The sequence below is a fragment of the Tunturibacter gelidoferens genome (assembly GCF_040358255.1).
Lineage (GTDB): Bacteria > Acidobacteriota > Terriglobia > Terriglobales > Acidobacteriaceae > Edaphobacter > Edaphobacter gelidiferens.
Genome location: NZ_CP132938.1, coordinates 3506211 through 3519744, shown reverse-complemented (window position 1 = coordinate 3519744; position 13534 = coordinate 3506211). Strand labels below are relative to the sequence as shown.

The following is a 13534-nucleotide window of genomic DNA, read 5'->3' as shown; positions in this document are numbered from 1 at the left end:
GGGGTGGCCGAGCGCAGGGAGCCCGTCCGGCAGGGACAAGCAATCAGTCCACCGCCAAAATCACACTAGAAGCCTTGAACGCAGCACAGACCTTCTCGCCTAAATGTAACTCTAAACGATGCACACTCCCATCAGTAATCACGCCCGTCAACTTCTCTCCGCCCGGTAGCCTGATCGAAACCTCATCATTCACGCTGCCCTCATGAATGCTCTCCACCACACCACGCAGAATATTCCGCGTGCTGATCTTCCCCTTATCCAAATCCTTCCCCAGAATGATCCAGCTCGCCTTCACCAGCGCATAAGCCTTCATCCCCTCTTTCAACCCCATGGCATCCACGCTGCCATTCGTAATGATCGCGGCTATCTCATCGCCACCCACAGTCGCCAGCAAAACCTCGGAGTTCACCGCACCCTTCGTGATCCGGCTGATCGTTCCCGCCAGAGTATTCCGCGCACTTGTCTTCATGTACATTCTCCTCATCACTATCGTACTCAACTGAGAAAGCCCGGCGCACGCAGCCAACTTTCCCAACACCAGGGGTTCCAACAAACACATGCAAAAAGCAAGCCACGCACGAAGTCTCTTCCTCCTCTCTGCTCTGTCCCTCGCAGCATCTGCCGCTATCGCTCAAACCCTCCCCTCCCGCGCCGAGCAGACTATCCTCCAACTGACCAATCAGACTCGCGCCGCTCACAATCTTCCTCCCCTCCACTGGGACAGCGACCTCGCCCACGCCGCCAGAGTCCACGCTCAGCGAGTCGTGCACGAGCAAGGCGAGTTACAACATCAGTACCCAGGCGAGCCCGACATGACCACGCGCGGCGCTCAGGCCGGAGCGCATTTCACCACCATCGCCGAAAACATCGGCCGCGGCCCCGACCCCGCCACCCTCCATCAAACCTGGATGAGCACCCCCACCCACCGCGCCAACATCCTCGACCCCAACCTCAACGCATTAGGAATCGCTGTCATCGCCGACAATGGCCTCCTCACAGCCGTCGAGGAGTTCTCCCACAGCACTCCCGTCCAGTCCTACGACGGCCTCGAAAAACGCGTATCTCAGACCCTCCAATCCCACGGCATCGCCCCCGCTCCCTCCAACGCCGACGCGCGCCAGACCTGCACCATGCCACGCGGCGCCGCAGGCTCTCCAAAACTAGTAGTCCAATGGGATGGCCCCGACCCGACCATCCTGCCCGAAGCGCTCCTCCGCGTAATCGCCACCGGCCAATACACCTCAGCCGAAGTAGGAGTCTGTGCCAGCAAACAACCCAACCCTCAATTCACCACCTACAACGTAGCCGTGCTCCTCTACTAAGTCACTCGAATCGCGACCAACGGGAGCGCCAACCGAAGGGGTATACGAGTCACGAAGTGACCGCCGCCCGCGCAGGGCGCACTAAGTATCTAAAAAATAATCCGCATCCTCGCATTCAACAACACACTCGTATAACTCTTCGCTGCATACATCGGATGGATCGACACCTGCACATCCGGCCCGATCTCCATGCTCTTCGTCATACGAATCCGGTAAAAAGTCTCGAAGATACTCTCATGCCGCTTCCCCGTACGAGTCGGTTGGATGTAGTTGTACGCCGCGCCAAACATATCCCCAGTCCGCCCAAACGGTCGAACGTTCGTCAGTCCCAGCGTATCGGTCTGTCTGATCGCCGTGCCCGTCTCGGTCGAGAACCCATAGCGTCCGAACGGTGTCCAGCCGTTCGAAAACTCACGATCGAAGCCAATGCCGACACCATGCCCGCTTCCCAGATTCTTCGTATCGTCACGCCACGCACCAACCCGCATGTGAAAATAGCGGCTACCGGGCGCACCAGCAAACCAGCCGAACTCCACCGCCTCCAGATATTTTTTGTCTGCAAGCGTTCCAATCCCCGTGTACTGCGAACCGATGGTGTCGATCGCCAAAGCATGCACGTAGAGATGGTGTGTCACCTGAAAATCAACCGCTCCCCCGCCCGCATAGGTCCCATCCGAAGCGACTGCAAGGTTGCCGTCGTTCTCTCCATTCAAAAACTGTGTTCTCTCATCGTTGTTATAAAAGCTCAGGCTGATGAACTGATTCGGATGCAGCTTGCCCGCATAAAACGACAGCCTCTTATGTATGAAATCCTGCCGCCAATAGAGGACGTTCAACGTAATCGGCCGCTGCGCCCCGCCCCCCTGCAGGCAATTCAGGAAAATCCCCGAACCCATCTGGTCGCTCAGGTTGAACTGTTGACTCATCCCGATATTTGTTCCCGAACGCACCAGCAGCGCAATCGAGCCACCAGTGCTCTTGCTTCCATACACCGCCCAGTTTCCCGTAAAGTCCAGCCGTCCACTCAACTGGTCATGTCGCGTGGCCGTATCCGGCACCACCGTCGCATATTGATTGAGAAACGTATACGTCGCTCCGAATCGAAGGCGCGCACTGCTCTCCAGCCAACTTCCACCCATGTCCGCCGCCTTGGTAACGAACCGGAAAGGATCGGTCTGAAAGAGCGGATCTGCCGGCACCGTCCCCAGCGCCGCCGATGCGGAGTCTAGCTCCTGTGCGTACCTCGGCAGTGGTTCGTCGATCGCAGGCTCCGCCTGTGGCTGGTTCTGACTCGTCTCAGACGTTGCACCCGGCCTGAATGTTTTGGTGGTTTGCCCCAAAAGAGTGGTGGACGCTCCCATCAGAGTCAACGCGATTGTCCTACGTACGTGCTTCCTGAGGTTCACACAACTCCTTGCCGAACTTCCCTTTGTCCTTAACTAGAAAACTGATGCCCGATCAACATCTTTGGCGTCATGAATGTTCGTGCTGACAACCTCGCCCACCGCCAGGAGCCTCCGAACGTAATGTTCCGGGAAGACACTCCAACCCCCCCTACTCGAGAACACCATAAACTCAATCTTTTAGAACACGTCATCTCGACCTTTTAGAACACGTCATCTCGACCGAAGCATCGAACAGCTTCACCGTTCGTTGCGCAGTGGAGAGACCCCCGTATTCTCTCCATGCGCCATACACCTCGCGTTGATCTCATACTCAAGCGGCGAAACGCGTCTGTCCTGTCAAGCCCCCAAATCCTCAGACACGACACAAAGCCCGCTAACCACGCACCTTTTCGCGCATCGCCAACTTGGCGTATTACCCCTCCTCAAACGGGTATCATAGAGACAGGACTCAAACTCAACAGAACGTCCCATTAGGAACATTCCTTTTCGGGAGAGGAGCAGCCGAGGTCCAGACTTAACCTTCCTCAATGGAAGACTTTAGCACCAAATCAGTACCCCCCGGGTGGTAGTACGAAGACCGTACCGAACGAAGCCGAAGAGGAGTCAGTAAGACGTGACAGCACAAATCGCTCTACCCGCGACCTTCAACGACTTCCTCGGCAACAGCACCGCCATCGAACACCTCCGCACCGCCATCGCCGCCGGCCGTCTCCCCCACTCCCTCATCCTCGCCGGCCCCAGCGGAGCAGGAAAGTACACCCTCGCCCTCATGCTCGCCATGGCCGTCGAGTGCCAGCGCCAGCCCCGCGATCTCTGGTCCAACGGCCAGTCGCTCGCCAGCTTCTGCGGTGTCTGCCACAACTGCACCCGCATCGCCTCCGCCGCCAACCTCGAACACGAGGTCGACAAAGCCGTAGCTGCCCGTGAAGAGCTCCGCGAAGTCGACAAAAAAGACACCCGCGTCCTCATCCAGCCCCACCCCGACGTCCTCATCGTTCCACCCGACCCCCCGCAGCTCCTCATCAAACTCGGCCAGATCCGCACCGTCATCCAGCGCTCCCACTACCTCCCCAACGAGGCCCCGCGCAAGATCTTCATCCTCACCGCCGCAAACATGATGAAGGAGGCCGCCAACTCCCTGCTCAAAGTGCTCGAGGAGCCGCCCGACACCGTCCACATCATCATCCTCGCCGAGAATCCCGGCGAACTCCTCCCCACCATTCGCTCCCGCTGCGCCACCGTACGCCTCGGTGCTCTACCAGTCGAAGAGATCGAGATGCTCCTCACCGACCGCCGCCCCGACGTGCCGCCAAAGCAGCGCACCCTCATCGCGCGCCTCGCCCAGGGAGCCGCCGGCAAGGCCCTCGGATTCGACCTCGAGGCCTACACCGCCTCCCGCGCCGACGCACTCCTCTTCCTCCGCAACGCCGCCGCCTCCAGCAGTGGTTCCGCCGAACCCGACCACACCGCCCTCTTCAAGATGACCGAAACCTACCGCGCCGGAGCCGAAGGCCAGCAAAAAACCACAGCCCTCCTCCGCAGCCTCTCCCTCCTCCTCGAAGATCTCCTCCTCCTCGGCGCCGGCACACCAGAACTTCTCCGCAACACCGATCTGCGCCCCGAACTCGACCGCCTCAGCTCCACCCTCAACTTCGCCTGGATCGAATCCGCCTCCCGCGGCCTCGACCAGGTACAAAGCGGTATGCGCCGCAACCTCCTCCGCAGCCTTTCCCTCGACGCCTTCGCCGGACAACTCGCCGCAAGATGAACCAACCCGTCCCGACCCGAACAACCGAGCGCCTGACCTCGAGCCCACAGGACATCACCCGCGCAGCCGAGATCCTCCGCAACGGCGGCACCGTAGCCTTTCCCACTGAAACCGTATACGGTCTCGGAGCCAACGCACTAGACGCCGCAGCAGTCGAGCGCATCTTCCTCGCCAAAGACCGCCCCCACTGGGACCCCCTCATCGTCCACGTCAGCAACCGCACCATGCTCGACGAAGTAGCCACCGTATCGGCGCAGGCAGAGCTCCTCATCGAAGCCTTCTGGCCCGGCCCCCTCACCCTCCTCCTCCCGCGCACAGAAAAAATCCCCGACGCCGTCACCGCCAACCGCCCACTCGTAGGCGTTCGCATGCCCGCCCACCCGCTCGCCCATGCGCTCCTCGAAGCCACAGGTCTCCCCCTCGCAGCACCCAGCGCCAACCGCTTCGGCCGCATCAGCCCCACCACCGCAGCTCACGTCCTTCAGGATCTCGACCACCGCATCGACGCAGTGCTCGACGGTGGCGCAACCACGGTCGGCGTCGAATCCACCGTTCTCGATCCCAACCAATCCCCGATGATCCTCTACCGTCCCGGAGCCATCACCCCCGCAATGCTCGAACCCATCGCCGGCCCAGTCACCATCTATCAGCCGCCACACCAGACACCCTCCGAACCTCAAAGCCAACCCTCCCCCGGCGTCGGCATCCGCCACTACGCCCCCCGCGCCCGCCTCATCCTGGTCGACAGCGAAGCCGATCTAAAATCACAACTCGCAGCCACCCACGCAACAACCAAGGACCGCATCGGCGTGATGCTCCCTCAAGGGTGGACCATCACAACCACCTCGTTAGAAGTCTTCCCCTGGAACTCCATCGAAGACCCCACGGCCCTCGCTCAAACTCTCTTCGTCGGCCTGCGCGAACTGGACTCCCGCGGCGTAGCCATCATCCTCTGCCCCATGCCCAAACCCGAAGGCCTCGGCCTCGCCATCCGCGACCGCCTGAAAAAAGCCGCAAGAGCAAAGTAGAGTCCTCGTTTTGCACCGCGTCAGCCGTATACTTCATCCATGCAGAACTCTGAGATCGAACTAAAGTTTCCCGTCCCTGATCCAGAAGCTCTCCAGACCCGCCTCTCCCAACTTGGCTTTCATCTCGTCACCCCACGCACCTTCGAGCACAACACCCTCTACGACACTCCCAACCGCGACCTTCGCGCCCGCAAACAGATCCTCCGCCTCCGCAAGTACGGCACTCTCTGCACCGTCACTCACAAGCGTCTCCCCGACCAGCAGGACCCCGTCGACACCACCCGCTACAAGATTCGCGTCGAGACCGAAACCATCGTGGCCGAATGCGAGGCCATGGCCGAAATCTTCAAGCAGATGGGCTACCTTCCAGCCTTCATCTACGAAAAGTACCGCACCGAGTGGTCGCACTCCGCAGGCCTCGACCCCAACACTCTTGCCCATCTCGTCATCGACGAGACCCCCATCGGCACCTACGCCGAACTCGAGGGCCCCACCGCGTGGATCGACCAGACCCTCGCCGCACTCAACATAGACCCGGCCACCTGCCTCACCGACAGCTACGGCAAGCTCTTCCTCGACTGGAAACAGCGCACCGCCAGCCCCGCCGAACACCTCACCTTCGCCGAAATCACCTCTCCCGTACTCTCCCTCCGCTAAAGCCATTTCCATGTGGGTGTACAGGTGAGCCAATGCATTCATGGCCGTTTTCTATCAAGGAAAACGGCACTGCGGTAAATCCTCCGCCCCACAGCAACAGGGAAATTGCTAAAGCCTCTCCCGTCTCCGCCGATACAACCTCTGTACCCGGAGGTTTTCCTTGGCAATCCCACTTCGCTATTCGCGCCCCCTTCTTCTTGCCGGAAGCGTTGCCCTCTGCGTTGGCACTGCCTTCGCAGGCGATGTTCACCGCGCAATCGTCTCCCGCACATCCCCGGCCTACCCGGAACTGGCGCGCCGTATGCACGTCGGCGGCAAGGTCATCCTTCTCGTCTCCATCAAAGCTGACGGCACTGTTTCAGGCACCAAGGTAGAGTCAGGCCACGCTCTCCTCGCTCCCGCCGCACAAGACGCCGTAACGCACTGGCGCTTTGCTCCGAACCCGGAGGCCTCCGAATCGGAGATTGAAGTGAACTTCAACATCGACGGACAGTAGACCAAAAACTTCATCGCGACCGAAACCACCGTCGGGATTAATCCTGGCGGTGACACTTAACCCTGAAAATAATCCTCCCTTCAACTTTGCTCCGAGGTCCTCATGCAACTGCAGTCGAAGATGTTCCTGATGACTGGCGCTATCGTCGCCACGACCGTTCTCAGCGCATGTATCGCTCACCGTTACATCGACGAGGCCAACGCTCTCTCGAACATGGTCACGGAGAACCGCATCCCCGTCATCATGTCCAGTCGCGACATCCGCTCCCACTTCACAGACACCGTTCGTCTGCTTGAGTCCTACATGCTCTTCGGCATCGACGCGAACGCTTCGGCTACCTACCGCAACGCCCGGCGCAAAGAGTTCGAGCAGGCCGAGGCCTCGCTGGCCCAACTCCACCAGCAGACCTCGCACTTCGACCTGGGCTCCGATGCCCCGCGGCTCATAGCCCTCGACACCGACCTCGCAGCACTCAAGACCCTCGAAGAGAAGGTCGAAACCCTGAACGAATCGAAGACCCCACAGGGCTCGGCCGCAGCCTACGACACCCTGCAGAACCAGATTCTGCCACTCGAAAACACCCTCTTCTCCAACATCACCGAGATCGCCCAGTCGCAAACCCGCCTCGCCAACGAGGAGCAGGCGCACCTCCGCGAAGCCAATCACTTCACCCTCATCATCCTCTGGCTCGGCACCATCATCGCCTCTCTCATCGGCATCTCGGTATCTGTCTATCTGGCTCGCAAGATCACCTACGCCCTGAACATGGTCATGCACCGTGCCGATGCCATCGCCGCCGGCGACCTCAGCGGACAGCCTCTGGTCCTGGACACCACCGACCAGACCGGCGCCCTCGCCAACGCCGTCCAGAAGATGCAGTCCAATCTAGCCGGCATCATCGGCACCCTCGCTCAGACCGTCTCCACCATCACCGGCAGCGCCGCCACCATGGGCTCGGCCAGCGACCAGATCCATCGCCGCATGGACCAGCAGAGTCAGCAAACCCAGCAGGCCGCCACTGCGATGCAGGAGATGTCCGCCTCCATCGCCGAGGTCTCCCGCCACACGCAGTCCGCCGCCGAAACCGCCCGCAGCGCCGCCGAGACCGCCCGCGAAGGCGGCACCATCGTCAAGCAGGTCCTCGGCAGCATGCACTCCATCGCCACCGCCGTCAGCGACACCTCCGCAACCGTCGGCCTCCTCGGCGACGACTCGCGCCGCATCTCGCAGATCGTCACCGTCATCGATGAGATCGCCCGCAAGACCAACCTCCTCGCCCTCAACGCCGCCATCGAGGCCGCGCGTGCAGGCGACCAGGGCCGCGGCTTCGCTGTAGTCGCCGGAGAGGTCCGCCGTCTCGCCGAATCCACCGCGCAGGCCACCGGCGAGATCGCCAGCATGATTCAAGGCATTCAGGACCGCACCCTCACCGCCATCGCCAGCATGGAGAGCGGCACCGGCACGGTTCAGCAGGGTGTCATCACCACCAACCAGGCAGGCGAAGCCCTCGAGCGCATCATCGGCATGGCCGAGCGTGTCGATCGCATGATCGCCCAGATCGCAATAGCCGCCTCCCAGCAGACCGCCGCAGCGGACCAGTCCAGCGCCAGCCTGCACTCCATCCACTCCCTGAGCCACGAAAATCTCACCGAGATGGCCACCACCGCAGCCGGAATCGAATCACTCCGCACCACCGCCGTCACGCTCGAGCAGCAGGTCGAGCGCTTCAGCCTCAGCACAGCCCCCGACTCAAGGTTGGTTCGCGTCGGAAACTCCCCCGAGCGTCACGCCACCTTCCAACACGCATAACCAAACCATCACTCTCCAAACAAAGAGGCCCGCGAACAGCGGGCCTCTCCTTTTGAAAGAACCATCGTTAGAAGATCTGGAAATTAACCTCAACGTTCAGCTCAACCAGAACAGGCCTACCGTTCTCCATCGCCGGCTTGAACTTGTACTGTCTCACCGCTTCCATCGCCTTCTCATCCAGACCCATACCGACACCGCGAATCACGTGGACGTGGCTGGGATTTCCATTCGTATCGACCCACAGGTTGACCAGAACATTCCCGGCAACCTTAGCCTTCCGAGCCTCTTCAGAGAACTCCGGCTCAACCGAGAAGATCAGCACCGGAGCCGAAACACCGCCGCCAATCCGCCTCGGTCCACCACCGGTGTTGCCGCCTGACCCCGGCCCAATCCCCGAGCCATTGCCCGACCCGAGTCCCGTGCCACTCCCATTTCCCATCGACATCCCCACCAGCGGCGAGTTCGCCACACCGATCTGAGGAATGCTGGTCGCCATCTTGATGTCTTTCTGCATCTCCACCGTCGGGTCAATCTTGATCTTCGGCTCCACCAGCGGAGGCTTGCTCGGCGGCACAATCTGCGTATCCGCAGCCTTCGGCGGGGTTCCCTTCGTCACCGGGGTAGGCCCACGCTGTCCGCCGCCTCCACCCATCGCCTGAGCCCTGGGCGGAGCCTGCGGCGGAACCGAAAGCTCAGTCACCTGCAGCGTCCTCACAGGAGCGGCAAACTGAACCTTCTTCGCCAGCAGAAACGCGATCAGCAGAATGATCAGCCCGTAGATCACGACAGCAGACGTAATCGCAATAGGATTCTGCTTCGTCTTCATCCGATCGACAACAGCGATCGGCTTCGATTCCAGAACCAGCGGCGGAAGCTTTACCGGGAAAAACACATCCCGCACGCTGTTCCAGAGAGAGGCAAAGACGCCCTCTTCCTCGATAATCAGATCGTTCTCGGCCGGCCTCGAATCAAGGTGCAACGGCGTTTCGTCCGACCTGCTGAAAGCATCCCGCAGGTTCGCGAAAAACGAGGACCACATAGACCCGTCGGTCTCTTCGTTCAAATTCGGGGCATTTGCCGGACGCAGTGTCGGGCCTTTTTTTTCCGGATCTATCTGCGGTGGTGGTGTCAATAAACTATTCGCCATAAGCTGCTTCGCCTCGGTGCAGTAAGCCGCAGCCTCCGCACACCACTTCCAAAAATCTCGCCCGCCTCAACCTGCTTCTTTTCATACGTGCCAGATGCCAGGTCGGTTCTCTTCCCGGCTCTGGCTAATATCGCCTGGTCATTAAAACATTCTACAAACATTCACCAACCGGCGCTTATTCCCTTGGACGCACGTCACCATGCGAATGTCTCCTTGGCATCCTATGTACCACCCCTCCTCGCCGTCTACAATAGAGGTTTGCCACAAACCGCAACTTTGTTATCAGCAACCAAGAGGACCGAATGTCGGAAGCAACCCAGGCAAAACCCGAGCTCAAAGCGCTGAAGTCCACTTTGAACCAGCCCACTGGCGGGAGAGACAGCGCGTCAGATCCAGCATCCAAAGCGCTGAAGTCCACCTTAAATCTGCCCCAGACGACCTTCCCGATGAAGGCCAATCTGCCCCAGAACGAGCCCGCGCGCCTTCAGGCGTGGCAGCAAAGTGACTTATACGCGCAGATACGTGCCGCGCGCGCCGGCCAGCCCAAGTACATCCTCCACGACGGTCCTCCCTACGCCAACGGAGCCATTCACCTCGGTCACGCGCTCAACAAGTGCATCAAGGACTTCGTCGTCAAAACCAAGACCATGGCCGGCTTCGATGCCCCCTACGTCCCCGGCTGGGACTGCCACGGCCTCCCCATCGAAATCAAAGTCGACGAGCAGCTAGGCCGCAAAAAACTCGAGATGGATCCGATCGCCGTCCGCCGCGCCTGCCGCGAGTACGCACAAAAGTACGTAGACCTTCAGCGCAGTCAGTTCGAGCGCATCGGCGTCTTCGGCCGCTGGAACGATCCCTACCTCACCATGTCGTTCGGCTACGAAGCCAGCATCGTCGAAACCTTCTACGACTTCTTCGAGAAGAAATTCGTCTACAAAGGTCTCAAACCCGTCTACTGGTGCATCCACGACCGCACCGCGCTCGCAGAAGCCGAGGTCGAATACGACCAGCACACCTCGCCCAGCGTCTACGTCCGCTACGCCCTCACCAGCGACCCAGCTGTCATCGCCCCGTCGCTCGTTGGAATAAAAGATCTCTACACGATCATCTGGACCACCACACCCTGGACCCTTCCCGCTTCGCAAGCCGTAGCCTTCAACCCGCATCTCGAATACGTCGCTCTCGCATGCGATGGCGGCACGTACATCATCGCCCAGGCGCTCATGTCCTCGGTCATCACCCACTGCCGTCTGATGAGCGCGAAGAACCCCGCCGAGCCAGCGTCGCAGGCCGACATCGTCGCCGTCTTCACCGGCAACCATCTCGAGCACGCCACCTTCCAACACCCATTCCTCGATCGCAGCATCCTCGGCGTCACCGCCGACTACGTAACTGCCGAGCAAGGCACCGGAGCCGTTCACACCTCACCCTCCCACGGCGTAGACGACTTCTACACCGGCCAGCGCTACCACCTCCCCGAGATCCACTACGTCGACAACGCCGGAAGACAGCGTCACACCGGCACAAACGGCGGAGGCGAAGTTGCCCAACCCTACGAAGACCTCACCGTCTTCAAATCCAATCCCGTCATCATCGAACTCCTCAAAGAAAAAGGCGCCCTCCTTAGCGACACCAGCTTCGAGCACTCCTACCCGCACTGTTGGCGCTGCCACAACCCAGTCATCGTCCGAGCCACCGAGCAGTGGTTCATCGGCATGGAAACGCCAATGATCACCGACGAAGGCACCCTCACTACCTTCCGCCAGCGCGCCCTCGACGAGATCAAGCACGTCGTCTGGGATCCCGCCTGGGGCGAAGAGCGAATCTCCAACATGATCGCCACTCGACCCGACTGGTGCATCTCTCGCCAGCGCATCTGGGGCGTTCCCATCGCCGTCTTCCTGTGCGACAAGTGCGGCGAGCCGCTCAACGAACCCTCCGTCAACAAAAGCATCGTCGACCTCTTCAAAAAAGATGGTGCCGACGCCTGGTACGCTCACGAGGCCGCCAGCCTCCTCCCTGCCGGAACCGCCTGCGCAAGCTGCCACCACCAGGCGTTCCGCAAAGAGATGGATATCCTCGACGTCTGGTTTGAATCCGGCTCCAGCTGGCACGCCGTCCTCGACCTCGAACCCGAGCTCCACTCCCCCGCCGACCTCTACACCGAAGGCGGCGACCAGCACCGCGGCTGGTTCCACTCTTCCCTGCTCACCTCGGTCGCCGTCCGCAATCACGCCCCCTACAAGATGGTTGCAACCTCCGGCTGGACCCTCGACGAACAAGGCCGCGCCTTCTCCAAATCCCTCGGCAACGGCGTCGATCCCGTCGACATCGCCAAGCGTCTCGGCGCGGAAGTCATCCGCCTCTGGGTAGCCTCCGTCGACTTCCGCGAAGACGTAGCCGCCAGCGAAAACCTCATGCAGCGCGTCAGCGACAACTACCGCAAGCTGCGCAACACCCTGCGCTTCCTCCTCGGCAACATCCACGACTTCAACCCGGCGACCGACGCCATCGCCTTTGCCAACCTTCAACCGCTCGACCAATACATCCTCGCCCGCACCGCCGAGCTCGACGCCAAGATCCGCGCCGCCTACGACAGCTTCGAGTTCCATCGCGCTTATCACGCACTCAATGAGTACGTGAACACCGACCTCAGCGCGCTCTACCTCGACGTCCTCAAGGACCGCCTCTACACCTTCGCGCCCAACCACCCCGGACGCCGCAGCGCACAAACCGCTCTCTGGCGCATCGCCGAGACTCTCACCCGCCTCATCGCACCCATCCTCAGCTTCACCGCAGACGAGGTCTGGGCATTGTTGCCCAAAGTAGAAAACCGCGAGTCCAGTGTTCATCTCGCCCTCTTCCCCGCGATGTCTGAGATCATCCCTGGCAGCACCCGCAAACTAGAAGAAGACTTCGACCATCTCCTCACCCTCCGCGACGAAGTCCTCAAGGTCCTCGAAGAGGAACGCACCGCGAAGACCATCAGCAACAAACCCTCCGAGACCCAGATCGTCCTCGGCTGGCTCAACAGCGTCGCCGAGCGGCCCAACCCAGTCTTCGAGCAGTACAAATCCATCCTCCCCGAGCTCTTCGGCGTAGCGCAGGTCCAAATCTCGAACGCCATCGTCACCGAAGGCAACGTAGAAAAAGGAGCCTTCTACGTTCAGGCCAAACCAGCCGCAGGCTCGAAGTGCGAACGCTGCTGGCGCTTCACCGAAGATGTGGGCCATCAACCCAACTACCCGACCGTCTGCCTTCGCTGCGCCGAAGCCCTCGAAGCCATCCACTACCAGCCCTACGAAGCATCGCCAAGCAACGCCACGGAGCAGCAAGCCTGATGTCCTCAACGAACAAGACGACCTACGAAACAACAACCCCGGCCATCGAGACGAGCCGACGCGATCAGCGCGGCCTCACGCTCCTCATCGCCGCTGCGGTCGTCCTCCTCGACCGCATCACCAAGCGCATCGTCGTCCATCAACTCCCCGACGGTCAGGCCCACACCGTCATCCCGGGCATCTTCCGCATCACCGACGTCCACAATACGGGCGCGGCCTTCAGTATGTTTGCCGAATCCGCCTCCCCCTCCACCGTCCGCAACATCCTCATCGCATTCTCCGTCATCGCCGCCATCGTCCTCATCGGAATGCTCTGGCGAGCGGGACGCATCCTCACGCTCAGCTCCGTCGCCCTCGCACTCATCCTCGGCGGAGCTGTCGGCAACCTCTACGATCGCATCCGTTACAGCTACGTCGTCGACTTCCTCGAAGTCCACATCGGCAGTTATCACTGGCCCGACTTCAACGTAGCCGACAGCTGCATCGTCATCGGCGCATGTCTTCTCCTCATCGAAATCTTCCGCCCACAACCATCAGACAACTGAGACCTGCAAACTGAA

The 13534-nt window shown here is 60.7% G+C and carries 11 protein-coding genes; 8 read left to right on the top strand and 3 right to left on the bottom strand.

What is annotated here, in order from left to right:
* Nucleotides 1-43 precede the first annotated feature (43 nt).
* Nucleotides 44-469: a TOBE domain-containing protein gene (locus RBB81_RS15485; RefSeq protein WP_183788335.1), complete on the bottom strand. Its 426-nt coding sequence runs from the start codon at nucleotides 467-469 to the stop codon at nucleotides 44-46.
* Between the two features lie 88 nt (nucleotides 470-557).
* Here RBB81_RS15485 and RBB81_RS15480 point away from each other — a divergent pair, with 88 nt between their 5' ends.
* Complete coding sequence (locus tag RBB81_RS15480; RefSeq protein WP_353071274.1) at nucleotides 558-1322, top strand: CAP domain-containing protein; 765 nt, start codon at nucleotides 558-560, stop codon at nucleotides 1320-1322.
* A gap of 89 nt (nucleotides 1323-1411) precedes the next feature.
* Here the strand turns inward: RBB81_RS15480 and RBB81_RS15475 are convergent, their stop codons facing one another.
* Nucleotides 1412-2728, bottom strand: a complete 1317-nt coding sequence (locus tag RBB81_RS15475) for a carbohydrate porin (protein ID WP_353071273.1) — start codon at nucleotides 2726-2728, stop codon at nucleotides 1412-1414.
* A gap of 613 nt (nucleotides 2729-3341) precedes the next feature.
* Here RBB81_RS15475 and RBB81_RS15470 point away from each other — a divergent pair.
* The 5 genes from RBB81_RS15470 to RBB81_RS15450 all read left to right on the top strand — a co-directional run bounded on the left by RBB81_RS15470 (nucleotide 3342) and on the right by RBB81_RS15450 (nucleotide 8486).
* Nucleotides 3342-4496 carry an ATP-binding protein gene (locus RBB81_RS15470; protein ID WP_353071272.1) on the top strand — a complete coding sequence of 385 codons (1155 nt, stop codon included), beginning with the start codon at nucleotides 3342-3344 and terminating at the stop codon, nucleotides 4494-4496.
* Entirely contained in the window at nucleotides 4493-5524 is a 1032-nt protein-coding gene (locus RBB81_RS15465; protein ID WP_353071271.1) for an L-threonylcarbamoyladenylate synthase, read from the top strand. The genes RBB81_RS15470 and RBB81_RS15465 overlap by 4 nt, the downstream gene beginning before the upstream one ends.
* Before the next feature lie 39 nt (nucleotides 5525-5563).
* The gene (locus tag RBB81_RS15460; protein WP_183788339.1) at nucleotides 5564-6181 is read left to right on the top strand and encodes a class IV adenylate cyclase; all 618 of its coding nucleotides are present in this window, start codon (nucleotides 5564-5566) and stop codon (nucleotides 6179-6181) included.
* A gap of 160 nt (nucleotides 6182-6341) precedes the next feature.
* A complete protein-coding gene (locus RBB81_RS15455) occupies nucleotides 6342-6677 on the top strand; it encodes an energy transducer TonB (RefSeq protein ID WP_179582982.1) in 336 nt (111 codons plus the stop codon).
* Nucleotides 6678-6779: 102 nt separating this feature from the next.
* Entirely contained in the window at nucleotides 6780-8486 is a 1707-nt protein-coding gene (locus RBB81_RS15450; RefSeq protein ID WP_179582981.1) for a methyl-accepting chemotaxis protein, read from the top strand.
* A 67-nt stretch (nucleotides 8487-8553) separates the two neighbouring features.
* Here RBB81_RS15450 and RBB81_RS15445 read toward each other — a convergent pair whose 3' ends face one another.
* Nucleotides 8554-9525, bottom strand: a complete 972-nt coding sequence (locus RBB81_RS15445; RefSeq protein ID WP_246373450.1) for an energy transducer TonB — start codon at nucleotides 9523-9525, stop codon at nucleotides 8554-8556.
* A 554-nt stretch (nucleotides 9526-10079) separates the two neighbouring features.
* On the opposite strand from RBB81_RS15445, the gene ileS reads away from it, so the two are divergent.
* Both ileS and lspA read left to right on the top strand, forming a co-directional pair.
* Nucleotides 10080-12974, top strand: coding sequence for an isoleucine--tRNA ligase (gene ileS / locus RBB81_RS15440; protein WP_353073943.1), 2895 nt, complete (start codon nucleotides 10080-10082; stop codon nucleotides 12972-12974).
* Nucleotides 12974-13519 (top strand): signal peptidase II, encoded by a 546-nt coding sequence (gene lspA / locus RBB81_RS15435; RefSeq protein WP_353071270.1) that lies wholly within the window; start codon nucleotides 12974-12976, stop codon nucleotides 13517-13519. Before ileS ends, lspA begins: the two co-directional genes overlap by 1 nt.
* The last annotated feature ends 15 nt before the right edge of the window (nucleotides 13520-13534 follow it).

Coding starts and splice junctions, on each gene's coding strand:
- RBB81_RS15485 (WP_183788335.1), bottom strand. CDS start 469: ATGAAGACAAGTGCGCGGAATACTCTGGCGGGAACGATCAGCCGGATC.
- RBB81_RS15480 (WP_353071274.1), top strand. CDS start 558: ATGCAAAAAGCAAGCCACGCACGAAGTCTCTTCCTCCTCTCTGCTCTG.
- RBB81_RS15465 (WP_353071271.1), top strand. CDS start 4,493: ATGAACCAACCCGTCCCGACCCGAACAACCGAGCGCCTGACCTCGAGC.
- RBB81_RS15460 (WP_183788339.1), top strand. CDS start 5,564: ATGCAGAACTCTGAGATCGAACTAAAGTTTCCCGTCCCTGATCCAGAA.
- RBB81_RS15450 (WP_179582981.1), top strand. CDS start 6,780: ATGCAACTGCAGTCGAAGATGTTCCTGATGACTGGCGCTATCGTCGCC.
- RBB81_RS15445 (WP_246373450.1), bottom strand. CDS start 9,525: ATGTGGTCCTCGTTTTTCGCGAACCTGCGGGATGCTTTCAGCAGGTCG.
- ileS (WP_353073943.1), top strand. CDS start 10,080: ATGAAGGCCAATCTGCCCCAGAACGAGCCCGCGCGCCTTCAGGCGTGG.
- lspA (WP_353071270.1), top strand. CDS start 12,974: ATGTCCTCAACGAACAAGACGACCTACGAAACAACAACCCCGGCCATC.